The sequence below is a fragment of the Micromonospora krabiensis genome (assembly GCF_900091425.1).
Classification (GTDB): Bacteria; Actinomycetota; Actinomycetes; order Mycobacteriales; family Micromonosporaceae; genus Micromonospora; species Micromonospora krabiensis.
In genome coordinates this window covers 1279377-1303761 of sequence record NZ_LT598496.1, presented here as the reverse complement: position 1 = coordinate 1303761, position 24385 = coordinate 1279377, and the positions used below count along the sequence as shown (strand labels likewise).

Here is a 24385-nt window from a genome sequence, read left to right as displayed (position 1 = left end):
GGGTCAGTCGTCGCGGTGGGTGGTCCACCAGGACTGGCCGGCCTCGGGCAGGGTGTCGATCGGGTCGTAGTAGGCGTAGCGCTTGTTGAGCGCCTCCAGGTCGGCGGACTCGATCGAGGTGCGGTAGTTCTTCGTCCAGTACGAGATGCCGCGCTCGCGGTCGTACTCGGTGAGCATGTGCACCCAGCGCTTGCCGACGAAGGGGACGTCGCAGACGATGCGCGGGGTGGCGTAGCCGGGCAGGTAGCCCATGATGTCGTGCTGGAGTTGTTGGGCGTGCCAGACGGGGACCCGCCAGTGCTCGGCGTTGGGGATCATGTCGCACATGTAGAAGTAGTAGGGCAGGATGCCCGCCTCGCCCTGCAGCGCGAAGCAGAGGTCGAGCAGGTCGCGGCTGGTGGCGTTGACGCCGCGCATGAGGACGCCCTGGTTGCGGACGTCGCGGACGCCGACGTCGAGGGCGGTCTGGGCGGCTCGGGCGACCAGCGGGGTGAGCGACTGGGCGTGGTTGACGTGGGTGTGGATGGCCAGGTTGACGCCGCGGCGGGCGGCGGTGCGGGCGACGCGTTCCAGGCCCTCGACGACGTCGGGCTGTAGCCAGTGCTGGGGGAGGCCCATGAGGGCCTTGGTGGCGAGTCGGATGTCGCGGACGGTCTCGATCTCGAGCAGTCGCATCAGGTACGCCTCGATGTTGCGCCACGGCATGTTGGCGACGTCCCCGCCGGAGACGACGACGTCGCGGACGCCGGGGTGGGCCCGCAGGTAGGTGATGTGTGCGTCGTAGCGGTCGACGGGCTTGAGGGTGAGTTTGAGCTTGTCGACGGTGGGGGTGGAGTTGCCGACGAGGTCCATGCGGGTGCAGTGCCCGCAGTACTGCGGGCAGGTGGAGAGCAGTTCGGCGAGGACCTTGGTGGGGTAGCGGTGGGTGAGGCCCTCGGCGACCCACATGTCGTGTTCGTGCAGGGAGTCGCGGCTGGCGTACGGGTGTGAGGGCCAGTCGGTGCGCCGGTCGGAGGCGACGGGGATCATGTAGCGGCGCACCGGGTCGGCGAGGAACGCCTCGGTGGTCATCGGCGCGAACGGCACCATGGTGTTGAGCATCTGCGGCGGCACCAGCATGGACATGGTGGCCAGGGCCTTCTGGTCGGCTTCGAGGTCGGCGTAGAAGGTGTCGTCGACTCGGTCGCCGAGGACGGCGCGCAGTTGCTTGATGTTCTTGACGCAGTTGACGCGTTGCCACTGGGCGGATTCCCACTGGTCTCGGGTGACGTGGCGCCAGCCGGGGAAGCGGGTCCAGTCGGGCTCGACGAGGGGGGCGCGGCGGTATTCGTAGGGCTGGCCGGTGGCCGGGGTGGCGGTGTCGGGGGAGGTCGGATCCTGGGGGACGGTCTCCACCGAGTGGGTCTGGGTCACGGCCCCTCCTCGCGGGTGATGATCAGTGGCCCCGAAGGCTACTGGAAAATATCCTGTTAAGAAATTAGTCTGCCGGAAGTTTTCCCGCGATGCGAGCCCTGCCCGGGGGTTCGGGCGGCCGGACAGGGGAGGTTGGCGTGACGTCACCGGTGGGACTGCACCGCGTCGTGGAGCCCGCGGGCGTGCTGCCGCAGGGGGCGTGGCGTCTCGACGCGAGCCCGGAGATCGCGGCGAACGAGGTGCGGATCCGGGTGGAGCGGTTGAACCTGGACGCGGCGAGTTTCCGGCAGTTGTGGGAGAAGCACGCCGGGGACGGGGACGCGGTGCGCGCCGAGGTGCGGGAGATCGTGGCGGCCCGGGGCAAGATGCAGAACCCGGTCACCGGGTCGGGCGGGATGCTGATCGGCACGGTGGAGGAGGTCGGCCGCCGGTCGCCGCTCCAGCTGAAGCCGGGGGACCGGGTGGCGACGCTGGTGTCGTTGACGTTGACGCCGTTGGCGATCACGGACGGGTTGGCGCGGTGGGACGGGCGCAGCGAGCAGGTGCCCTGCGACGGGCACGCGATCCTGTTCGCGCGGTCGATCGCCGCGGTGCTGCCTGACGACGAGGATCCGCAGCTGTCCCTGGCTGTGTTGGACGTGTGCGGGGCGCCGGCGCTGACCGGGCGGGTGGTGTCGCAGTACGTGGCGGAGCGGGCCCGGGAGGGGGATCCGCGGCCGGTGACGGTGGCGGTGATCGGCGGGGCGGGCAAGAGCGGGTCGCTGTCGCTGGCCGCGGCGCGGCGGGCGGGCGCCGCGCGTACGGTCGGGGTGGTTCCGGTGGCGGCGGAGCGGGACGCGCTGGCGGCGGTCGGGCTGGCCGACGTGGTGGCGTTGGCCGACGCCCGGGATCCGGTGGCCTTGTCGACGGCGGTGACGACGGCGCTGGGGGTGCCGGCGGACGTCACGGTGGTGTGCGTGGACGTGCCGGGGTGTGAGCACGGTGCGGTTCTGGCGACCGCGGACGGCGGCACGGTGATCTTCTTCTCGATGGCGACGAGTTTCTCGGCGGCGGCGTTGGGTGCGGAGGGTCTGGCGGCGGACGTGACGATGCTGGTGGGCAACGGATACGTGCCGGGGCACGCGGAGCTGGCGTTGGGGTTGCTGCGCGCCGAGCCGGGGGTGCGTCGGCTCTTCGAGTCGAGGTTGGCGGCAGACTGAGGTCATGACGAACCCCTCGACGTTGTACCGCGGCGGAGTGCTGCACTGCCCCGCCGATCCGAGCGCGACCGCGTTGCTGGTGTCCGACGGGCGGATCGCCTGGTTGGGGGCGTCCCCGGACGCGCCGGCCGCCGACCGGGTGGTGGATCTGGACGGGGCGTTGGTGACGCCGGCGTTCGTCGACGCGCACGTGCACGCGACGGACACCGGGTTGGCGTTGTCCGGGCTGGATCTGGCGGGTGTGCGGTCGGCGGGGGAGCTGCTGGACGCGGTGGCCGGTTTCGCGGCGGCCCTGCCGGCGGACGCGGTGGTGCTGGGGCACGGCTGGGACGAGTCGAGCTGGGCGGCGCCGGAGTTGCCGGACGCGGCGGCGGTGGATCGGGCGGCCGGGGGTCGGCGGGTGTACCTGTCGCAGGCGTCGATCCATTCGGCGTTGGTGTCGTCGGCGTTGCTGGCGGCCGTGCCGGAGGTGGTGTCGGCGGCGGGGTACGACGCGTCGGGGTGGCTGCGTCGGGACGCGCACCATGTGGTGCGGGCGGCGGCGTTCGCCTCGGTGACGCGGTCGCAGCGGGTGGCGGCGCAGCGGGCGGCGTTGGCGCACGCGGCGTCGTTGGGGATCGCGGCGGTGCACGAGTGTGGTGGGCCGGAGATCTCCGACGAGGAGGACTTCACGGGGCTGTTGGGCATCTCGGGTGCGGGGTTGCCGGAGGTGTACGGCTACTGGGGTGAGCTGGGTGGCGCGGCGCGGGCGCGGGAGTTGGGCGCGGTGGGTGCCGGTGGTGACCTGTTCGCGGACGGGGCGTTGGGGTCGCGCACGGCGCACGTGTCGGCGGCGTACCTGGACGGGGAGCCGGGGGCGTGCGGGCACGGGTATGTGAGCGCGGAGCAGGTGCGGGATCACCTGTTGGACTGTGCGGCGCACGGGTTGCAGGGTGGGTTCCACGCGATCGGTGACGCGGCGATCGGCACGGTGTTGGAGGGTTTCGCGGCGGCGGCTCGGACGCTGGGTGTGGAGCGGGTGCGCGCGGCCCGGCACCGGGTGGAGCACGCGGAGATCATGAGCAAGCGGTTGATCGCCGGGTTCGTGGAGTACGGGATCGTGGCGAGCATGCAGCCGGCGTTCGACCGGTTGTGGGGTGGAGCGGGTCGGATGTACGAGTCGCGGTTGGGGTTGGACCGGTCGTTGGCGTCGAATCCGATGGGCGCGATGCACGGGGTGGGTGTGGCGTTGGCGTTCGGGTCGGATTCGCCGGTGACGCCGCTGGACCCGTGGGGGTCGGTGCGGGCGGCGGCGGCACACCACAACCCGTCGCAGCGGATGAGTGTGCGGGCGGCGTTCGCGGCGCACACGCGCGGCGGGTGGCGCGCGGTGCACCTGGACAACGAGGGAGTTCTGGCGTTGGGTGCGCCGGCGACGTTCGCGGTGTGGGAGACGCCGGCGGGGGTGGATCGGGGTCTGCCGGTGCTGCTGGCGGAGGACCCGGAGTTGCGGGGGCCGGAGGATCCGACGCCGTTGCCGCGGTGCCGGCGCACGGTGCTGCGCGGGGACGTGATCTATGAGGAAGGGTCGTCGTGACAGGGAAGCTTGACCTGGATCCGGTGTTGGTGGCGCGGGCGCGGGAGTTGGCGCGCCGGGCGGGTCAGCCGGTGGTGGATCTGGCGCGGAGCCACACGACGGTGTCGGTGGAGCGGGCGGTGCTGCGGCTGGCCGGGGTGACCGGTGCCGACCCGGACGGTATTCCGTGGGTGAACCGGCTGGTCGACGCGGTGGTGGCCGATGTCGGGTTGGGTCACGGGGTGGCGTTGCCGGTGTTCGACGCGCTCGCGCGGGAGGACCTGTCGGATGTGACGTTGCTGGCGCAGAAGGCGGCGGCGGGTTCGGTGCGGTTCGAGGTGCCGGCCGGTCGGGCGGCCACGGCGGCCCGGCGGGCGGCGCGCAGGGCGGTCGCCGGTGGGGTCCGGGCGATCGACCGGCGGCGGGCCGAGCGGGAGCGGCTGGTCAAGCGGTACGGGGATCCGGCGCAGCGGCCGTGGATCTACCTGATCGTGGCGACCGGTGACATCTACGAGGACATTCCGCAGGCGCAGGCGGCGGCGCGGGCCGGCGCGGACGTGATCGCGGTGATCCGGTCGACGGGGCAGTCGTTGCTGGACTATGTGCCGGAGGGGGCGACGCGGGAGGGTTTCGCCGGCACGTACGCGACGCAGGAGAACTTCCGGTTGATGCGGGCGGCGTTGGACGTGTCGTCGAAGGAGTTGGGCCGGTACGTGCGGTTGACGAACTACGCGTCGGGGTTGTGCATGCCGGAGATGGCGACCCTGGCGGGTCTGGAACGGCTCGACATGATGCTCAACGACTCGATGTACGGGATCCTGTTCCGCGACATCAACCCGATCCGCACGTTCGTGGACCAGCGGTTCTCGCGGCAGGTGCACGCGCGGGCGGGGATCATCATCAACACCGGTGAGGACAACTACCTCACCACCGCGGACGCGGTGGAGGAGGCGCACACGGTGACGGTGTCGCAGCTGCTGAACGAGTTCTTCGCGCACGAGGCGGGGTTGGCGGACTGGCAGTTGGGGTTGGGGCACGCGTTCGAGATCAACCCGGATGTGCCGGAGTCGTTCCGGTTGGAGTTGGCGCACGCGTTGCTGGCGCGGGAGTTGTTCCCGGACGCGCCGTTGAAGTGGATGCCGCCGACGAAGCACATGACGGGGGACGTGTTCCGGGGCAACCTGCTCGACGGGTTCTTCAACCTGGCGGGCACGCTGACCGGGCAGGGGATCCTGCTGGTGGGGATGATGACCGAGGCGGTGGTGACGCCGTGGCTGTCGGACCGGGACATCGCCCTGCAGAACGTCCGCTACGTGTTGGGCGCGGCGGGTGGGCTGCACGAGGACTTCGTGCCGGCGTCGGGCGGGTTCATCCAGCAGCGGGCCAACCGGGTGCTCGGTGAGGCGGTGGAGCTGCTGGAGCACATCGGTGAGCAGTCGCTGCTGGTGGCGATCGCCGAGGGCACGTTCGGGATCATGAAGCGGCCGGCGGACCGGGGGAAGGGTCTGGACGGGGTGGCGCGGCACGAGGACGACTACTTCAACCCGGCCACGGAGCTTCTGGAGCAGGCGGCATGACAGAGAAGAAGGTCGTCCGGCCGTACGGGGACACCACCGGCGACGGCATGGTGCAGGTGTCGTTCACGTTGCCGGTGCCGCACGACAAGCGGGCCGAGGGCGCGGCGATCCAGTTGGCCGGGAAGATGGGCATGGACCCGGCGATGCTGGTGCACGCGAAGCAGATGGGTGACGGTTACACGTTCTTCGTGGTGTACGGGCGGGTGAACCATCTGGTGGACCTGTCGGCGGTGCAGGTGGTGGAGCGTGACTTCCCGCTGCTGTCGGCGAAGGAGGTCAACGCCCTGGTGAAGCAGCGGCTGCGGCGCAAGCTGTCGGTCGTGGGGGCGTGCATCGGCACCGACGCGCACACGGTGGGCATCGACGCGATCCTCAACGTGAAGGGCATCGCCGGTGAGAAGGGCCTGGAGTACTACCGGGAGTTGAAGGTCTCCAACCTGGGCGCGCAGGTCAGTGTGCCGGAGTTGGTGGAGGCGGCTCGGGTGGAGAAGGCCGACGCGGTGCTGGTGTCGCAGGTGGTGACGCAGCGGGACGCGCATCTGCACAACACGCGGGAGATGTCGGCGGCGTTCCGGGAGGCGATGCCGGCGGGTCGGCGTCCGCTGCTGATCGTGGGTGGGCCGCGGTTCGACGAGACGATGGCCGAGGAGCTGGGCGTGGACCGGATCTTCGGGCGGGGCACCACGCCGGGTGAGGTGGCCAGTTACCTGGTGCACGCGCTGGTGGCGAACAGGAGGGTGGCGGCATGACCGACGCGAGGCTCGGGTTGACGGTGACGCACCGGCGGTATGTGCCGTACTCGCACGCGCACTACGCGGGCAACCTGGTCGACGGGGCGTACGCGATGGGGTTGTTCGGTGACGTGGCCACGGAGGTGTGCATCCGCACCGACGGCGACGAGGGGTTGTTCGCCGGCTACTCGGATGTGCGGTTCACCGCGCCGATCCGGGCGGGGGACGTGGTGGAGGTGACCGCGCAGGTGACCCGGGTGGGCACGCGCAGCCGCACCCTGGAGTTGAGCTGCGTGGTCGTGTGCCGGGGCCGCCCGGACCGGTCGGAGTCGGCGGCGGAGGTCCTGGAACCGCCGATCGTGGCGGTCACCGCGACCGGCACGGTGGTCGTGCCGTCGGTGGCGTGAACGTCGCGGTCTGCGCCGACGTCGGGTCGACGTACACGAAGGTGGCGGTGGTCGATCTGACCGACGGCGCGTTGGTGGCGGCGGCGGCCGCGCCGACGACGGTGGGCACGGACGTGCTGCACGGTCTGGACGCGGCGGTCGCGGCGGCCACCGCCGGGCTGCCCGCCGGGGACCCGCCCTGGTACGTGTGCTCGTCGGCGGGGGGCGGGTTGCGGCTGGCCGTCGTCGGCTACGAGGAGCTGGTGACGGCGCAGGCGGGCCGGCGGGTGGGCCTGTCGGCGGGCGCGAACGTGGTGCACGTCGCGGCGGGGCGGCTCGGCGGGGCCGACGTGGCGGCGTTGCGGGCGGCCCGCCCGGACGTGGTCCTGCTGGTCGGTGGCACCGACGGTGGGGACGCCGAGGTGTTGACGCACAACGCGACGCGGCTGGCCCGTGCCCGCTGGCGGGTGCCGGTGGTGCTGGCCGGCAACGTCGACGTGCGCGCGGGGTTGGCGGGGGCGCTGGCCGCGGCGGGGGTGCCGGTGACGGTGGCCGACAACGTGCTGCCCCGCATCGGGGTGCTCGCGCCGGCGTCGGCGCGGGCGGCGATCCGGGAGGTGTTCCTGCGGCACGTCATCGGCGGGAAGCGGCTGTCGCGGGGTGGCCGGTTCGCGCGGCTGGTGCGGGCGGCCACCCCGGACGCGGTGCTGACCGGGGTGGAGGTCCTCGCCGACCGGGTCGGCGGTGACCTGGTGGTGGTGGACGTGGGTGGGGCGACCACCGACGTGTACTCGGTGCTGACGCCGGACGAGCGGGCCGGTGGGCCGGGTCGGGAGGTCGCCGGCTCCCTGTGGCGGGCCCGCACGGTGGAGGGGGACCTGGGGATGCGGTGGAGCGCGCCGGGGGTGGTGCGGGCCGCCGCGGAGGAGCGGCTGCTGGCCGTGGGGGAGCAGGAGGACCTGGCGCGGGCGGCGGCGGCACGGGCGGCGCGGCCGGGGTTTCTGCCCGCCGGGGAGGCGGAGCGGGCGGTGGACGACCGGATCGCGGTGCTCGCGGCGACGGTGGCGGTGCGCCGGCACGCCCGTGGTGGGGCCACCGGTGAACGGGGCGGCCGGGATCTGCGGGATGTGCGGCTGATCGTGGGTTCCGGTGGGGTGCTGCGGCACGCGGCGCCGGGACAGGCGCAGCGGGTGCTGACGGCGGTGCTGTCCGACCACGCCGGTGGGTGGCCGCTGCCGCGGGCCGCGCGGGCGGTGGTGGACGTCGAGTATGTGCTGGCCGCCGGGGGTCTGCTGGCGGCCGAGCATCCGGGTGCGGCCGCGGATCTGCTGACCCGGCACCTGGTGGGTGGGCCGCTGCCGGAGGGCGACCCGATCGGGTGAACGGTCGATGAACGGCCACCGGCGGGCCGGTGACAGCCCCCCGGACGGGACTCGCCGACGCGACACGCCGATGTGGTGTGGGCGACTCGTCGGGGGTGGGTTGACAGGGCCGGGGGTGCAGCACGTACCGTCTTTGAGTCCTACTACGGGAAGCGGCTGTTGTTCGCTTCGTCCCTTCGTCCGCTGGCCGAGCGACATGGTGCAGTTCGTCGCGGCGGCCAGGTCCAGCGGGCGGGGGTCGGCGGGGCGGCGCGAACCGGCCGCGGTTACCGGTGTACGGGCAGGGTGAGGTGCACGGCCAGTAGACAACGGCCAGGCGGGGGCAGCCAGTCCACGTCGGGTCGGTCCGAAGGTCGGCGTGCCGCATTCTCGCCCCACCGGCCGGGGAGGGCCTGGGAGCATCGGGGCGCGGCGCGAGCCGCGCCCCGATTTTCGTTCCCGGCCCGGTCAGCCGGCGCTGGGGCGGGCCCGCACGTGCAGGCGTTCGCCCTGCGGGCCGAAGAGGGTGAGCACCTCGGTGGTGTCGGGGCCGGGGTTGAGCAGTCGGTGCGGCACCCGGGTGTCGAATTCGGCGACCTCGCCCGGGGTGAGGGTCAGGTCGTGTTCGCCGAGCAGCAGGCGCAGCCGTCCGGACAGCACATACAGCCATTCGTAGCCCTCGTGGACCTGCTGTTCGTGGTCGCCGGTGGGGGTGCCTGGCGGCATGATCTGTTTGAACGCCTGCAGGCCGCCGGGGCGGCGGGTCAGCGGCAGGATCGTCACGCCGTGGCGGACGATGGGGCGGGGGCGGACCCGGGGGTCGCCGGTGGCGGGCGCGCCGACCAGCTCGTCCAGGGGCACCTGGTGGGCGCGGGCCAGGGGCAGCAGCAGTTCCAGGGTGGGGCGGCGGCCACCGGACTCCAGCCGGGACAGGGTGCTGACCGAGATGCCGGTGGCTTCGGCGAGCTGCGCCAGGGTGGTGCCGCGCTGGGTGCGCAGGGCCCGCAGGCGGGGCCCGACGGCCGCCAGCACCGCCGCCTCCTCGTTTGCCATACCAGCAACATTACTTGTCGTTCCGAGCTGTCGGGTGCAGCGTGGTCGGCGACGGACACGACGAGGGGATACGCAGGGTGGAACAGACATACGACGTGGTGGTCGTCGGCGGTGGCGCGGCCGGGCTCGCCGGGGCGCTGACCCTAGCCCGGGCGCGGCGCTCGGTGCTGGTGGTCGACGCCGGGCAGCCGCGCAACGCCCCGGCCGGGCACGTGCACAACTACCTGGGTCGGGAGGGCACCCCGCCCGGTGAGCTGCTGGCCGCCGGGCGGGCCGAGGTCACCGGCTACGGCGGGCACGTGGAGTCCGGTCGGGTGGTCGGCGCCGTCCGCGACGGCGACGGCTTCGACGTCACCCTCGACGGTGGGCGTACGGTGCGGGCGCGGCGGCTGCTGGTGGCCACCGGGCTGGTCGACGAGCTGCCCGACGTGCCCGGGGTCGCCGCGCGGTGGGGCCGCGACGTGCTGCACTGCCCGTACTGCCACGGCTTCGAGGTGGCCGACCGGCGCGTCGGGGTGCTGGCCACCGGCCCGTTCGCGGTGCACCAGGCGCAGTTGTGGCGGCAGTGGACCCCGCACGTGGTGCTGCTGCGCCACGACGGACCCGACCTGAGCGCCGACGACGCCGAGCAGCTCGCCGCGCGGGAGATCCCCGTGGTCGACGGTCCGGTCGCCGAGCTGGTCGTCGCCGGGGACACCCTCACCGGCGTGCGGCTGGCCTCCGGTGAGGTCGTCGACCTGGACGCGGTGGTGGTGGCGCCCCGGTTCACGGCCCGCACGGACGTGCTGGCCGGGCTCGGGTTGGAGCCGGTGGCGGTGGAGGTCGGCGGGCACGTGTTCGGCAGCCAGTTCGCCGCGGACCCCACCGGCGCCACGGCCGTGCCGGGCGTGTGGGTGGCCGGCAACGTCGGCGACGCCCGCGCCCAGGTGCTCACCGCCGCCGCGTCCGGCCTGACCGCCGGCGCCGCGGTGAACGCGGACCTGGTGGCGGAGGACACCCGCGCGGCCGTGGAGGAGCACCGGCGGCGGTTGGCCACCATGTTCACGCGGGACGCGTGGGAGGAGCGCTACCGGTCCCGTACGAGCGTGTGGAGCGGGCGACCCAACCCGCAGCTGGTCGCCGAGGCCACGCCGCTGCCGCCGGGACGGGCCCTGGACGTGGGGTGCGGCGAGGGCGCCGACGCCGTGTGGCTGGCCGAGCGGGGCTGGCGGGTGACCGCCGTGGACATCGCCACCGCCGCCCTCGAACGGGCCGCCGCGCACGCCGACGCGGCCGGCCCGCAGGTCGCCGCGCGGATCGACTGGACGCACGCCGACCTGCGGGAGTCCCCGCCCACCGACGGCGGGTACGACCTGGTGAGCGCCCAGTTCATGCACCTGCCCGCCGACGAGCGGCGGGTCCTGTTCGCCCGGCTCGCCGACGCGGTGGCCCCCGGCGGCACCCTGCTGGTCGTCGGGCACCACCCGCGGGACCTGCGCACCACCGCCCGCCGGATGCACTTCCCCGAGATGATGTACACCGCCGAGGAGGTCGCGGCGCAGCTCGACCCGGGCCGGTGGCAGGTGACGACCGTCGAGGCGCGGCCCCGGGCGGTCACCGACCCGGACGGGCGGGACGTGACCGTGCACGACGCGGTGCTCGTCGCCCGCCGCCGGCCCTGACCGGCCGGGCCGGCCTCGGCGCGGGCGGGGTTGCCGGCGCGAGCCTGGGCGGGCCGCAGTGGAAGGTGTCCCACCCGCCGCCCCGGCCGGGGCGGGCCGGCGGGTGTGACGCGGCGGGTGGGCGCGGGCGGCCCGGGCTCGCGGCCGGGTAGCCTTCACCCCCGTGATCGTGGTGAAGCGCCCGTGACGACCGTCGACCGGGACGAGACGCGGGCCGAGGCGGCACCGCCGCACGAGGCGGCCGCGCCCGGCCCGCTGCCGCTGCGCCTGGCCGTGCCCGCGGCGGTGCTGGCCGGCGTGGCGCTGCTGCTGGCGTTCCCCCCGTACGGGCTGTGGCCGCTCGCGCCGGTCGGTGTGGCGTTGCTCGCCGCGGCGGCGCACCGGCGGCGGCTGCGCGCCGGAGCGGGCGTGGGCTTCCTGACCGGGGTGGCGTTCTTCGCCCCGCTGCTGGCGTGGACGAACCTGCACACCGGCTACCTGCCGTGGGTGCTGCTGTCGCTGCTGCAGGCCGGCTACCTGGCGCTGCTCGGCGCCGCGACCGCCTGGGTGTCGCCGCTGGTCGACCGGGCGCGGTGGATGTGGGCGCCGCTGACCGGGCTGCTGTGGGTGGGGCAGGAGGCGCTGCGCGACCGGACCCCGTTCGGCGGGTTCCCGTGGGGCCGGCTGGCGTTCAGCCAGGGTGACTCGCCGCTGCTGCGGCTGGCCGCGGTCGGCGGCGCGCCCCTGGTCACCTTCGCGGTGGCGCTGGCCGGTGGGCTGCTGCTCGCCGCCGGGTGGCGGCGGTGGAGCGTCCCGTCGTGGCGGCCGGTGGCCGGGCTGACCGGCGCGGCGGTGCTGCTGTGCGCGGTGGGGCTGGCGGTGCCGGTGGGCGCCGCCGGTGCGGGCGGGCGGCCGGTGACCGTGGCGATCGTGCAGGGCAACGTGCCGCGCCTCGGCCTGGACTTCAACGCCCAACGGCAGGCCGTGCTCAACAACCACGTCGACGCGACCCTGGAGCTGGCCGACCGGGTCGCCGCCGGCGCGCAGGCCCGCCCCGACCTGGTGGTGTGGCCGGAGAACTCCAGCGACATCGACCCGCTGCGCAACGCCTCCGCCGGGGCGCGGATCTCCCAGGCCGCCGACGCGATCGGCGCGCCGATCCTCGTCGGCGCGGTGCTGCTGGGCCCGGGCGACGGTCAGGTGCGCAACGCCGGCATCCTGTGGCGGCCGGGCACCGGCCCGGACCTGTCCCAGCTGTACACCAAGCGGCACCCGGTGCCGTTCGCCGAGTACGTGCCGCTGCGTGACCTGGCCCGCATGGTCAGCAAGCAGGTCGACCGGGTGCGGGCGGACTTCGTCCCCGGCAGCACCCCGGGCGTGGTACGCGCCGGCCCGGTGGTGTTGGGCGACGTGATCTGCTTCGAGGTCGCGTACGACGAGGTGGTCCGGGACACGGTCGCCGGCGGCGCGCAGTTGCTGGTGGTGCAGACCAACAACGCCACCTTCGACGTGGCCGAGGCCCGCCAGCAGTTGGCCATGGTGCGGCTGCGCGCGGTCGAGCACGGCCGGCCGGCGTTGATGGCCTCGACGGTCGGTGTGTCCGGGTTCGTCGCCCCGGACGGGCGGGTAAGCGACGCCACCGGGTTCAACACCCGCGAGGTGGTGGTGCGGCAGCTGCGTCCGGCCGACGGGCGCACCGTGGCCACCCGCCTCGGGTACTGGCCCGAGGCGGCGCTGACCGGCCTGGCCGTGGCCGCCCTCGCCGGTGCGGCGGTCCTGCGCCGCCGGAGGCAGACCGGACCCGCATAGGACCAGCCGGCGCGCCGGTGGGAGCGGAGGGGGACCTCGTGGTCGAGGCGACCGACACGACACGGCGTACGGGCGGAGTCGCCGGCGTCGGCCGGGTGCTGGTGGTGATCCCCACCTACAACGAGGCGGACAACGTCAGCGACATCGTGGCGCGGGTACGCCGGGCGGCGCCCGAGGTGGAGATCCTCGTCGCCGACGACAACAGCCCCGACGGCACCGGCGTGATCGCCGACGCGTTGGCCGGCACCGACCCGCGGGTGCACGTGCTGCACCGGGAGGGCAAGCAGGGGCTGGGCGCGGCATACCTGGCGGGGTTCGGGTGGGCGCGGGAACGCGGCTTCGACGCCGTGGTGGAGATGGACGCCGACGGGTCGCACGCGCCGGAGGACCTGCCGGCCCTGCTCGACGCCGCCCGCCGGGCCGACGTGGTGATCGGGTCCAGGTGGACCAGCGGCGCGCGGGTGGTCAACTGGCCGCTGCGGCGGTTGGCCCTGTCCCGCTGCGGCAACCTGTACGCGCGGCTGGCCCTGGGCATGCCCGTCTCCGACGCCACCGGCGGCTACCGGGTCTACCGCAGCAGCGCGCTGGACGCGATCGACCTGGAGTCGGTGTGCTCGCAGGGCTACTCGTTCCAGGTGGAGCTGTCCCGGCTGGCCCACCGGGCTGGCATGCGGATCGTCGAGGTGCCGATCACGTTCGCCGAGCGGGAGCGCGGCGACAGCAAGATGAGCCCGCTGATCGTCGCCGAGGCGCTGTGGCGGATCACGACGTGGGCGGTGCAGGACCGCCGGCGGGCGATCGGCCGGGGCCGGCGCGGCGGCGCGGACGGCCAGGACCGGTGACCGTGGGCGCCGCCGTGTCATGCTGGATGAGGCGACACGGACGACCGGTGAGGTGAGATGCGCCGAGGACTGAGGTTCGTACCACTGGCCATGCTCGTGGCAGTGGTGCTGGAGCTGGCGGTGTTCGTCCTGGTGGGGCGGGCCGCCGGGTTCGGTGTGGCGGTGCTGCTGGTGTTCGCGGCGTCGCTGTCGGGGCTGGTGCTGCTGCGCCGCGAGGGGATGCGCGCGTGGCGCGGTTTCCGGGCCGCCGCGCAGGCGGGTCAGCCGCCGGGACGGCAGGTGACCGACGGTCTCGTCGGCCTGCTGGGTGCGTTGCTGCTGGCGGTGCCGGGGCTGGTCAGCGGCCTCGTGGGCCTGCTGCTGCTGGTGCCGCCGGTGCGGCAACTGGCCCGGCGTGGGGCGCAACGGGCCGCGGAGCGGCGGGTGTCGTCGATGGTCGCCGGTGACCTGTTCGGGCCCCGCCGGGTGCGGGTGCGTCGGGGCGCGCCGCAACCGACGCCGCGTCCGGAGCCGCAGCAGCCGGTGGTGGTCGACGGTGGTCGGGCGATCGAGGGTGAGATCGTCGACCGCTGACGATCTCGGTTTCTACGACGACGGCGCCCCCGGGAATCCTCCCGGGGGCGCCGTGTCGTTCGTGAGGCTCAGGCCCGGCCGCGGCGGGTGCGGACCTCCTGCAGCCGCTCGGCGAGGATGTCCTCCAGTTCGGCGATGGAGCGACGCTCCAGCAGCATGTCCCAGTGGGTGCGCGGCGGCTTGGCCTTCTTCTGCTCCGGCTCGCTGCCGTCGACCAGCCGGGCGACGCTGCCGTCGAACTTGCATTCCCAGGTCGTCGGGACCTCGGCGTCGACAGCGAACGGCACCTCGAACTGGTGGCCCTTGGCGCACAGGTACTCGCGGGTCTGACGTGGCGCGAGCTCCGTGTTGCGGTCGGATTCGTAGCTGACCGCGCCCAGGCGGCTTCCGCGCAGCATACGCTCGCCCATGATCGACTTCCCCTCGTTCGTGGTGCTGGTCTTCTGGTGTAACGGCCCCCACCCGCCGGGGCATTCCCGCCCGCGGGCGTGTGGCACCCACGGCCGGGCCTGGACAAGGGTAGCCGCCCACCACGGTAGCGCGGTGACGTCGCCCCGCCACGGATGGGAACAGTGGAGTGGTTCGGCTGCCACCGGGGATGTTAACCGCCCCGCGGGAGCGGAGGTTGCGATGGCTGGCGTGTGGCGGGGTTCGACCGGCCGGTGTGCGGGGTCAGACCGCTGACGGCTTGACTGCGCGGGCGGTGAGGCGTTCCCAGTTGCGGTGGGCGATGTCGGCTTTCTCGTCGTCGGTGAAGGGCGCGTTCTCCAGGAAGGAACGGGCGGCGCCGTTGCTGGTGTCGACGTAGGGGAAGCCGCCGGGGCGGAAGCCGTAGGTGAAGGGGTAGTCGGTGGAGTAGAGCATCCGGTCGGTGCCCATGATCTCGGCGGTCCAGTGCAGGTAGCGGGGGCTGTTGGTGCCGCTACCGGCGACCCAGAAATTCTGCGTGAAGTAGTCCGCCAGCGGCCGCTGCAGGCCGCCGGCCGCGGCGAAGAATCCGGTGTGGTCGAGGTAGAACAGAACAACCTCGCCCCAGTGCCCGGCGATCACCTGCAGGTCGGGGAATCGGTCGAAGACACCCGAGAAGATCATCCGCAGGTACTGCACGCCCAGGTCGTAGTACCAGCCGATCGCCGCCCCGGCCAGCGCGGTGCCGATCGGGCCGATGCCCGAGTAGTAGGCGTCGACGACCGGCTGGGGCGGCATCTGCGGGTGGAAGTGCAGCGGCACCCGGAGCCGCTCGGCGGCGGCGTACAGCTGGTCGTTGTCCGGGTGGTCGGCCAGTTTGTCCCCGGTGCGGCCGTAGAGCATCGCGCCGGGAAAGCCCAGCTGGAGCACCGCGCGCTCCAGTTCCGCCGCGGCCGCGTCGGGCGACTGGGTGGGGATCGCGGCGAACGCCTGGAACCGGTCCGGGTGCGCGGCGACGATCTCCGCGAGCTGGTCGTTGGCGTCGCGCGCCACCGTGATCGCGTCGGCCTGCGGCAGGTCCTGGACGCCGGGCGAGGCCAGGGACAGCACCGCGACGTCGATGCCCTGGTCGTTCATGTGGGCCAGCCGCCGCTCGCCGACCTCGCGCAGGTTGGTCGCGATGGGGTCGTCCCCGAAGCCGCGGGCCGGGATCCGCGGCGATCCGGCTCGCTGGTACGCCTCGTGGACGGCGGGTACCACGACGGTCTCCTCCACTCCGATGATCCGCAGACGGTCTGTCATGGTGATGCTCCCTCACTGGCGTTTCCGCTAGAACCGCCTTCACGATATCACTGATACTATCGCCGTAAACGTGATCGTGTTAACGCCGATAATATCTTCGGTACCAGCCGCGGGTTATCCTTGATACGTGCCTGGTGACCCGAAGCTCTCACCGTCTGCCGCGAAGCCCGACGGCACCGCGCGCGAGCAGACGCGCCGCCGGATCATGGACGTCGCAATCGACCTGCTGGAGCGTGGGGGCCGCGACGCGGTCACCACCCGCGCGGTCGCGGAGGCCGCGGGAGTGCAGGCGCCGGCCCTGTACCGGCTCTTCGGTGACAAGGAGGCCCTGCTCGACGCGGTGGCCGAATACGGGTTCACCCGGTTCCTGGCCGCCAAGCACATCGACCCCGACCCGCAGGACCCGATCAAGGAACTACGGGTCCGCTGGGACACCGCGGTCGAGTTCGGACTGGCCAACCCCGCCTTGTACGCGCTCATGTACGGCGAACCCGCCCGGTCCACCATCGCTTTCCGGCTCGGTCTCGGACTGCTCATGGACCGCATCCGCCGCCTGGCCGTCGCGGGCCGACTCCGCGTCGACGAGAACCTCGCCGCCCAGATCATCCACGCCACCGCCCGTGGCGCCATCCTGACCTGGTTGTCCCTGCCCGAGGCCGAGCGAGACCCCGCCCTGCTCGTCGCGCTGCGCGAAGCGATGATCACCGCCGTCACCAGTCAGGAACCGGCCGTGCGGGAAGCGGGCCTGGCGGGCGCCGCTCGCGCGCTGCGCGCCGCCCTGCCCACCCAGAACACCCTCAGCGGCCCCGAACAGCAACTCCTGACGGAATGGCTGGGGCGACTGTCCGCATAGCCCTGCGGTCGGCCACGGCGTCTCGGCCAGGTACGAGCCGGTCAGGCCGGCGGGGTCGGTGGCAGCGGCAGCGGCAGCCCCGGCAGGCCGTCGATGCTGCGCGCGACGTGCTCCTTCTTCGCGAAGTAGGCGCTCAGCGACGCGTCGTCCTCGCGGGTGAACCGCTTGGCGTGCAGGTCCCGGTCGCTGTCGTAGCTCAGGAGAGGCACCGCGTAGCCGCAGGTGTCGCGGATCAGGTCGGCGCTCACCACGATGATCGCCCGCAGGCCGTGCCGGCTCGTGTCGATGTCCGGGAAGTGGCGCACCAGCCGCGGCCAGCGCGGGTCGTCGCGGAACACCGGCTCACCGCGCCCGTGCACCCGCACGATGTTCGGCGGGCCCTGGAACGCGCACCACATCAGCGTGATGCGGCCGTTCTCCCGCAGGTGGGCGATCGTCTCCGCGTTGCTGCCGGCGAAGTCCAGGTAGGCCACGGTCAACTCGTCGAGGACCGCCCACGACCCGCGCAGCCCTTTCGGGGAGAGGTTGATGGTGCCGTCGCCGGTCAGTGGCGCGGTGGCGGTGAAGAACATCGGCTGCTCCTCGATGAAGGTCCGCAGCCGCCCGTCGATGCGCTCGTACGTCTTACCCACCCGACCATCATCGCGTGGTCGCGCTCGGCCGGAGGCCCGCCGGCCGACGGTCCCGGCCCGTGGACCCGCCCGTCCGATCGGCGGCGCCCGGCTCAGACCCCGCGCCAGCCGGTGAGGTGCTCGTCGCGTCCGGCCACCGCGTCGAGGACCCGGCGGGCCCACATCCCGGCCATCGGCAGGTAGTCGAACTCGTAGCCGGCGCCCGTCGCGTCGATCAGGTCGGCGAACTTCACCAGCTCCGCGAGCGCCGCGACCGGTTTCGCGACCCGCCACGCCTCCCGCAACTCCGCCGGGGCGGCGACCTGCCGCCACCCGTCGAGGTACGCGTCGACCTGGCGGCGCGCCTGCGCCTCGGGGGCCGCGTGCAGCCACCCGCCCAGGTCCAGCAGCGGGTGCGACACCCGGGCGAAGCTCCAGTCGAACAGCAGCGGCCCGTCCGGGCCGTCCGCCACGTTGCCGGGGTGCAGGTCGCCGTGGACCAGGGTCAGCGGCAGGTCGAACTCGTCCAACTCGGCGCAGCGGTCCTGCAACCACATCGCCACCCCGGTCAGGTTCACCCCGCCCCCGGCGCCCCACAGTTCGGCGCGGCGGGTCACCGCCGGCACCCGGTCGGCGAGGTCGGCCAGGGTCAACTGGGGGACACCCGCCGCGCGCAGCGGATCCGTCCGGTCGATCGTCGCGGTCTGCATCCGGGCCAACGTCCGCAGCGCCGCGACGGCGTCGCGGGTGGGCGGCTGGGCGCCGAAGTCGGCGCTGAGCCACCAGCCGTGGCGGGGCGAGTCGGCCAGCACCTCGGGCACCGCCCCCGGCCACGACCGGGCCAGCTCGGCGATCACCCGCGGCTCGGCCGTGAGGACCGGCAGGGACGCCTTGAGGAACACCGCTCCGGCCGTGGTGGGCGCCCGCAGCACCGTCGACGTGGTCCAGTGCCGGATCTGCGTCACCGGCCCGCTGCGCCGCGCGCCCCGCTCCGCGAGGGTCTCGTCCAGCCAGGCGCACGCCGCGGCGAACCAGCCCGGCCGGTACCAGTCCGGGCCGCCGGCCGGTTCCGGCCGGTGCCGCCACGCCCGCACCGGGCCCGCGCCGAACGCGGCGACGTCGTGCCAGGCGTACCCGCCCGCGGGTTGCCCGTCGACCGGCTCGGCCGTGAACAGTGTGCTGTCCAGCGGGGCGAGCAGCGCCACCCGCAGGCCGGTCTCGGTGGCCACCGCGGCGGGCAGTTGACTGCTCGGCGGCGGCCACGGCTCGGTCAACCGCAGCCGGGGTAGGGCCACCGCACCGTCACCGCGGCGACCCAGCACCCGCCCACCGTCGACGATGATCACGTCGATGTCCAGCGGGCCGCCGGCCGTCACCCCGCCCGGCGCGTCGAGCCCGGTCACGCCGACCGCCCGGCCGAGGCGCGCGGTCGGGACGGCACGACCGGGCCCGACCCGTCGGGCTCCCGGCGGTGGCGCAGCGACTCCACGCCCACCAGGTCGTCGGCGATCGCGTCCGGCGCCTCGGTGTCGAACCGGGCGACCGCCCGGATCCGTGAGGCCACCGCCACCAGCACCGCGATGACCACGCCGCAGAGCAGGAAGACGAACGCGATGCCGCGTCCCTCGCCGACCCCGACCAGCCGGCCGGCCGTGCCGGCGAGCCGCCCGTCGGGCATCAGCATCGGCTCGAACAGCGCGGTCGCGGCCGGCGCGATCACGGCGAAGCCCAGCGGCAGCGTCGACCACGAGATCATCTGGTTCAGGGCGGCGGCCCGGCCGTGGTAGCGCTGGGGGATCTTCACCTGGACGATGGCCCGGTAGATGCCGGTGGTGAGGGTCAGCCCGGCGGTGAGCCCGAAGGCGCCCACGGCGATCAGCAGCGGATCGGGGCGCACCGAGATCAGCACGCACGCCACGGCCATGGCCAGGACCGACAGCAGCACCCCGCGCATCGGCCGGCGGGCGGGGCCGCCCCACAGGGCGACCGCCAGACCGGCCACGGTCGCCCCGATGCCGGAGACGAACGACACCTGGGCGGCGTCGGCCAGCCCACCGAACGACAGCACCAGCGGGCTCAGCAGGATCAGCGGCGGCGCCAGGAAGATGTTCAGCACCAGGAAGAACAGCAGCATGGCCCGGAAGTGGCGGTGGCCCCACGAGTAGCGGAAACCGTTGGCGATCTCCGCCGCGAGGGACTCGCGGCGGTGCCAACCCATCCGGGCCGGCCAGCGGATCAGCGCGGTGACCACGACCGCGACCCCGTAGCTGACGATGTCGATGACGAGGATGCCGTCCAGGCCGATGGTGGCCAGCAGTCCGGCGGCGAACAGGGGCACGAACAGCGTTCCCGCGCCGTTGACCATCTCCACGACGCCGATCGCGTGCCGCAGGTAGCGCTTGGGCACCAACTGCGGCACCGAGGCGACGTACGCGAGGCGTTGGAAGGCCGTGGCGAGCGACAGGGCCACCATCAGGCCGTAGATGTGCCCGATCTGCAGGGTGTCCGTCCACAGCAGCACACCGAGCGCGATCTGGGTGGCCCACGCGGCGACGTCGCCGGCGATCAGCACCGTCTTGCGGTGTGACCGGTCGACGACCGCGCCGGCCAGCGGGGCGATCACCAGGCCGGGCACCAGCGCCAACGTCACGAACAGCGCCAGCTGCATCACCGAGCCGGTGGTCAGATAGATCCAGATGGGGATCGCCCACTGGGTGAACGCCGAACCGATCAGCGACACCAGCTGCCCGGCGGCCACGCCGAGGAACCGGGGCATGCTCGGTTCGGCGGGTCGCCGGCGCGGCCCCACCGTGCCCGCGACGGGCCGGTCACCGTCGCCCGGTGGCTCGGCACCGCCGCCGTCGCCCGCGGGTGGCTCGGCGTCGCCGCGCCGGTGCACACCGTGCAGCCACCAGTCACTGTCCGGCCCACGCGCGGCCCGGGTCAGCGTCGCCGTGTCGCCGTCGGCCAGGGCCACGTGGGTACGCGTGACGATCTCGGCGACCTCGGTGGCCCGGTAACGGTTGAAGTAGTGACCGCCCTCGTCGAGGACGACCAGCGCGCACGTGTCGGAGAGGAAGTCCCACTCCCGGAACCGTTCCTCGTAGTAGTCGGTCGCCGGGTCCTGCTCACCGATGACCGAGATGACCGGGGCGTCGATCCGGTCGACCCGCCCGTCGAGCAGGCCGCTGTAGTAGTCCTCCGCGCTGCGCGTGTCGTGGCGCATGTTGCGGATCACCCGGTCGACCTCGTCGAGACCCAGCTCCTCGATGTCGACGCCGCGCCCCACCAGCCGGGTGATGAACGTCCGGTTGCTGCGGAAGCGCTCCATCTCGGCCAGCCGGGACAGCCGCGACAGCAGGCCGCGGGGCCGGGCGAACGGGAAGATGCCGCCGACGTACACCGCCTCGACCGGCCGCCCGGCCACCTGAAGCCGGCGGGCCACCTCGACCACGACGGCGCTGCCGATGCCGCAGTGGCCGTAGAGCACCAGCGGCCCGGTGACGTCCCGCAGGATCTCGGTGACCGCCGCGTCGACCAGGTCGCCGAAGGGCAGGGTGTCCTCCGCGCCGCCGGCCTCCTGGTTGTGGATCGCCGCCGAGAAGAGCCGGTGCCCGGGCGGCATCGCGTCCGCCAGCGCCTGGTAGACGGCGGCGCTGCCGCCGCCGTAGGGCACGCAGACCAGGGAGCGCACGTGCTCGTCGTCGCGGACCGGGCGGGTCAGCTCGTGCAGCAGCCGGGCCGGCTGGTCGTCCGGCGCCGGGTCGTCGAGCAGTCGGGCCAGTTCCCGGACGGTACGGCAGCGGAACAGGTCCATCAGGGACAGCGTGCCGGTGGACCCCGCCTCCGTCAGGGCCCGCCGGATCCGGGTGACGGCCTGCGCGGCCAGCAGCGACTGCCCGCCGACGAGGAAGAAGTCGTCGTCGACGCTGACCCGCTCGACCGGCAGCAGTTGCGTCCACACCTCCGCGATGAGCCGCTCGTTCGCGGTCGTCGGGGCGACGAACTCCTGCTCCACCTGCTGCTGGGCCAGGTCCGGGTCGGGCAGCGCGCGGTGGTCCAACTTGCCGTTCGGGGTCAGTGGTAGGGCGTCGAGCACCACGAACGCGGCCGGCACCATGTAGTCGGCGAGGCTGCGGGCGACGTGCTCGCGCAACTGCCCGGGCGTGGGCCGGCGGGCGCCGTCGGCCGCCGCCACGTACGCGACCAGCCGCCGGTCACCGGTGCCGTCGGGCTGCGCGAGCACCGCGCACGTCCGCACCTCGGGGTGGCGTTGCAGGGCCGCCTCGATCTCGCCCAGCTCGATGCGGTAGCCGCGGATCTTCACCTGCCGGTCGACGCGGCCCAGGTACTCCAGGGTGCCGTCGGCGCGCCAACGCACCCGGTCGCCGGTGCGGTACATGCGGGCGCCCGGCTCGCCGCTGAACGGCTCCGGCAGGAACCGCTGCGCGGTCAGCCCGGCCCGGTTCAGGTAGCCGCGGGCCAACCCCTCCCCGGCGACGAACAGCTCACCGGGCACCCCCACCGGCACCGGGTTGAGGTGCCGGTCCAGCACGTACGCGCGGAGGTCGTCGAGGGGCCGCCCGATCGGCGAGTCCGCGCCACGGCGGACGTCGGCGCGCCGGATCCGCTGGGCGGTGACGTGCACCGTGGTCTCGGTGATGCCGTACATGTTGACCAGCGCGGGGCGCTGGTCGCCGTAGCGGCTCAGCCAGTGCCGCAGCTCCCGCACGTAGAGGGCGTCGCCGCCGAAGACGATGACGCGCACCGACAGGTCGGCGAAGGACCGGTCGGTCTCGGTGAGCGTGGCGCGCAGCCCCCGGAACGCCGCCGGGGTCTGGTTGAGCACGGTCACCCGCTGCTCGGCCAGCACGTCCAGCAGCCGCTCCTGGTCGCGTACCGCCTCCGGCGGCACGATCACCAGCCGGCCGCCGTAGGCCAGCGCGCCCCACATCTCCCAGACCGAGAAGTCGAACGCGTACGAGTGCAGCAGCGCCCACACGTCGTCGGGGCCGAAGTCGAAGTGCGCCTCGGAGGCGGTCAGCAGCCGCACCACCTGCTGGTGCTCGACCAGCACCCCCTTGGGTCGGCCGGTCGAGCCGGAGGTGTAGATGACGTAGGCCAGGTCACCGGGGCGGGCGGCGCGGGACGGGTCGTCCGGGACGGGTTCCGGGTCGTCCCGCGGCGCGTCGAGGCGCACCACCCGACCGTCGTACGTGGGCAGCTCCGCGTCCGACGCCTCGTCGGTGACCAGCACCGGCGCGCCCGTGTCGGCGAGGATGAACTCCAGCCGCTCGCGCGGGTACGCCAGGTTCAGCGGCACGTAAGCGCCGCCGGCCTTCAGCACGCCGAGGATCGCCGTCACGGTGCCGGTGCCGGGGCGCAGGTGCAGCGCGACCAGCGTGTCGGGGCCGACGCCGAGGCGACGCAGCCGGGTGGCGAGGCGCTCGGCCCGGGCGTCCAGTTCGCCGTAGGTGAGCTGTTCGTCGCGGTGCACGAGGGCGACCGCGTCGGGGCGGCGGGCGGCCTGCTCCTCGAACAGCGCGGGCAGGGTGCGCTCGACGGGGAACCGGCCGGTGCGGGCGCCCCACCCGTCGAGCACCTGGGAGCGCTCGGCGTCGGTGAGCAGCTCCACCGTGCGCAGCGGCGCGTCGGGGCGGGCGGTCACGGTGCGCAGCAGCGCCACGAACCGCTCACCGAGCCGGGCGACGGTGTCGGCGTCGAACAGGGCGGTGTCGTAGCTGAACTCGCACCACAGCTCGCCGTCGCCGGTCTGCACGACCAGCAGCTCCAGGTCGAACCGGGTGGCCCCCAGGTCCGGTACCTCCCAGTGCACGGCCGGTCCGTCGCCGCCGGCGCTGTGGTCGCGCATCTGGTAGTTCTGCAGCGCGAAGGTCACCTGGAACAGCGGCGACCGGCTGACGTCGCGGGCCACGTCGAGCTCCGCCACCAGGTGCTCGAACTGCACCTCCTGGTGGGTGAGGGCGTCCAGCACCTCCTGCCGGGTACGGGTGAGCAGGTCGTGGAACGACTCGTCCGGGTCGAGCCGGGCGCGCATCGGCAGCATGTTGACGAACATGCCGACCAGGCCCTCCAGCTCGGGGCGGTGCCGCCCGGCCACCGGCGAGCCGACGGCGAAGTCGTGCTGGTCGGCGTGGCCGGCGAGGAACACCTCGTACGCGGCGAGCAGCGTCATGTAGAGGGTGGCGTCGTGGCGGCGGGCCAGCGCGGTGACCGCGTCGGTGAGCGGGGCGTCCACCGCGAAGCGGTGGGTGGCCCCCTCGAAGCGCTGCGTCGGCGGCCGGGCCCGGTCACCGGGCAACTCCAGGGCGGGCACGTCGGTCAGCTGCCCGGTCCAGTACGTGAGCCCACGGTCGGCGTCGGGCCGGTGCCGCTGCCAGTGCGCGTAGTCGCCGTAGCCGACGGGCAGCGGCGACCAGGAGGGTGGGTTTCCGTCCCGACGGGCCCGGTACGCGGTGAGCAGGTCACCGACGAGGACGTCGATGGACCAGCCGTCGCTGACGATGTGGTGGGTGACCAGGGACAGCAGCCGGCGCCGGTCGCCGTGGTCGACCAGCAGGGCCCGCCACAGCGGCCCGGCGGCGAGGTCGAAGGGCTCGGCGGCGTGCTCGCGGGCCAGGTCCAGGGCCTGCCGGCGGGCCTCGTCGGGGTCGTCGGCGGTGACCGTGCCCCGGGCCAGCGGCACCGGGGCCGGCTCGTCGACCCGTACGGTCGGTGCGCCGTCGTCGCTGGCCGGGAACCGCATGCGCAGGCTGTCGTGCCGGGCCACGACGTCGGCGAGCGCGTCGCGCAGCGCGTCGGGTTCCACGTCTCCGTCGAGCCACACGGCCACCGGCACGTGGTAGGCGGCGACGCCCGGCGCGAACTGGTCCATGAACCAGAGCCGCTCCTGCGCGTACGACAGGGTCGGCGGGGCGTCGGCGGGCGCCCGCTCGAGGCGGCCCGCGCCGCCGGTGGTGGGTTGGCGCAGCAGCCGCTGCAGCAGGGCCTGTTTGGTGGCGGAGAGGGGTGCCTCCCGGGCCGCCGACTCCGGGGTTGTGGACATGTGAGC

At 73.7% G+C, this 24385-nt stretch carries 18 protein-coding genes; 11 read left to right on the top strand and 7 right to left on the bottom strand.

Features of this window, described 5'->3' with window-relative positions; translation table 11 throughout:
• Nucleotides 1-3: 3 nt before the first annotated feature.
• Complete coding sequence (locus GA0070620_RS05695; RefSeq protein ID WP_091588894.1) at nt 4-1413, bottom strand: KamA family radical SAM protein; 1410 nt, start codon at nt 1411-1413, stop codon at nt 4-6.
• A 137-nt stretch (nt 1414-1550) separates the two neighbouring features.
• Here GA0070620_RS05695 and kdd point away from each other — a divergent pair, with 137 nt between their 5' ends.
• The 6 genes from kdd to GA0070620_RS05665 are packed head-to-tail and all read left to right on the top strand — an operon-like array spanning nt 1551 to nt 8243.
• Nucleotides 1551-2612, top strand: coding sequence for an L-erythro-3,5-diaminohexanoate dehydrogenase (gene kdd, locus GA0070620_RS05690; protein WP_091588893.1), 1062 nt, complete (start codon nt 1551-1553; stop codon nt 2610-2612).
• 4 nt (nt 2613-2616) lie between these two features.
• Nucleotides 2617-4188, top strand: coding sequence for an amidohydrolase (locus GA0070620_RS05685; protein WP_091588892.1), 1572 nt, complete (start codon nt 2617-2619; stop codon nt 4186-4188).
• Entirely contained in the window at nt 4185-5744 is a 1560-nt protein-coding gene (kamD, locus tag GA0070620_RS05680; RefSeq protein WP_091588891.1) for a lysine 5,6-aminomutase subunit alpha, read from the top strand. The genes GA0070620_RS05685 and kamD overlap by 4 nt, the downstream gene beginning before the upstream one ends.
• Nucleotides 5741-6493, top strand: coding sequence for a lysine 5,6-aminomutase subunit beta (gene kamE, locus GA0070620_RS05675; RefSeq protein ID WP_091588890.1), 753 nt, complete (start codon nt 5741-5743; stop codon nt 6491-6493). The genes kamD and kamE overlap by 4 nt, the downstream gene beginning before the upstream one ends.
• Nucleotides 6490-6882 carry a 3-aminobutyryl-CoA ammonia lyase gene (gene kal / locus GA0070620_RS05670; protein WP_091588889.1) on the top strand — a complete coding sequence of 131 codons (393 nt, stop codon included), beginning with the start codon at nt 6490-6492 and terminating at the stop codon, nt 6880-6882. The genes kamE and kal overlap by 4 nt, the downstream gene beginning before the upstream one ends.
• Nucleotides 6879-8243, top strand: a complete 1365-nt coding sequence (locus tag GA0070620_RS05665) for a glutamate mutase L (RefSeq protein WP_091588888.1) — start codon at nt 6879-6881, stop codon at nt 8241-8243. Before kal ends, GA0070620_RS05665 begins: the two co-directional genes overlap by 4 nt.
• Before the next feature lie 447 nt (nt 8244-8690).
• Here the strand turns inward: GA0070620_RS05665 and GA0070620_RS05660 are convergent, their stop codons facing one another.
• The gene (locus GA0070620_RS05660) at nt 8691-9275 is read right to left on the bottom strand and encodes a helix-turn-helix domain-containing protein (protein WP_091588887.1); all 585 of its coding nucleotides are present in this window, start codon (nt 9273-9275) and stop codon (nt 8691-8693) included.
• 68 nt (nt 9276-9343) lie between these two features.
• Between GA0070620_RS05660 and GA0070620_RS05655 the strand changes: the two genes are divergently transcribed.
• The 4 genes from GA0070620_RS05655 (at nt 9344) to GA0070620_RS05640 (ending at nt 14139) form a co-directional block, all read left to right on the top strand.
• Nucleotides 9344-10936: a methyltransferase domain-containing protein gene (locus GA0070620_RS05655; protein ID WP_452299647.1), complete on the top strand. Its 1593-nt coding sequence runs from the start codon at nt 9344-9346 to the stop codon at nt 10934-10936.
• A gap of 117 nt (nt 10937-11053) precedes the next feature.
• Nucleotides 11054-12724: an apolipoprotein N-acyltransferase gene (gene lnt / locus GA0070620_RS05650; RefSeq protein WP_377520571.1), complete on the top strand. Its 1671-nt coding sequence runs from the start codon at nt 11054-11056 to the stop codon at nt 12722-12724.
• A 38-nt stretch (nt 12725-12762) separates the two neighbouring features.
• Nucleotides 12763-13566: a polyprenol monophosphomannose synthase gene (locus GA0070620_RS05645; protein ID WP_091588884.1), complete on the top strand. Its 804-nt coding sequence runs from the start codon at nt 12763-12765 to the stop codon at nt 13564-13566.
• 57 nt (nt 13567-13623) lie between these two features.
• On the top strand, nt 13624-14139 hold the full coding sequence (locus GA0070620_RS05640; protein ID WP_091588883.1) for an FxsA family protein: 516 nt from the start codon (nt 13624-13626) through the stop codon (nt 14137-14139).
• Between the two features lie 68 nt (nt 14140-14207).
• Here the strand turns inward: GA0070620_RS05640 and GA0070620_RS05635 are convergent, their stop codons facing one another.
• Entirely contained in the window at nt 14208-14549 is a 342-nt protein-coding gene (locus tag GA0070620_RS05635) for an RNA polymerase-binding protein RbpA (protein WP_046564157.1), read from the bottom strand.
• A 262-nt stretch (nt 14550-14811) separates the two neighbouring features.
• Complete coding sequence (locus GA0070620_RS05630; protein WP_091588882.1) at nt 14812-15849, bottom strand: amidohydrolase family protein; 1038 nt, start codon at nt 15847-15849, stop codon at nt 14812-14814.
• Between the two features lie 127 nt (nt 15850-15976).
• Between GA0070620_RS05630 and GA0070620_RS05625 the strand changes: the two genes are divergently transcribed.
• A complete protein-coding gene (locus GA0070620_RS05625) occupies nt 15977-16702 on the top strand; it encodes a TetR/AcrR family transcriptional regulator (RefSeq protein WP_231922247.1) in 726 nt (241 codons plus the stop codon).
• A gap of 41 nt (nt 16703-16743) precedes the next feature.
• Here the strand turns inward: GA0070620_RS05625 and GA0070620_RS05620 are convergent, their stop codons facing one another.
• The 3 genes from GA0070620_RS05620 to GA0070620_RS05610 all read right to left on the bottom strand — a co-directional run bounded on the left by GA0070620_RS05620 (nt 16744) and on the right by GA0070620_RS05610 (nt 24379).
• The gene (locus tag GA0070620_RS05620; RefSeq protein WP_091588880.1) at nt 16744-17334 is read right to left on the bottom strand and encodes a pyridoxamine 5'-phosphate oxidase family protein; all 591 of its coding nucleotides are present in this window, start codon (nt 17332-17334) and stop codon (nt 16744-16746) included.
• 92 nt (nt 17335-17426) lie between these two features.
• On the bottom strand, nt 17427-18716 hold the full coding sequence (locus GA0070620_RS05615) for an aminoglycoside phosphotransferase family protein (RefSeq protein WP_091588879.1): 1290 nt from the start codon (nt 18714-18716) through the stop codon (nt 17427-17429).
• The gene (locus GA0070620_RS05610) at nt 18713-24379 is read right to left on the bottom strand and encodes a non-ribosomal peptide synthetase/MFS transporter (RefSeq protein WP_091588878.1); all 5667 of its coding nucleotides are present in this window, start codon (nt 24377-24379) and stop codon (nt 18713-18715) included. The genes GA0070620_RS05615 and GA0070620_RS05610 overlap by 4 nt, the downstream gene beginning before the upstream one ends.
• Between the last annotated feature and the right edge of the window lie 6 nt (nt 24380-24385).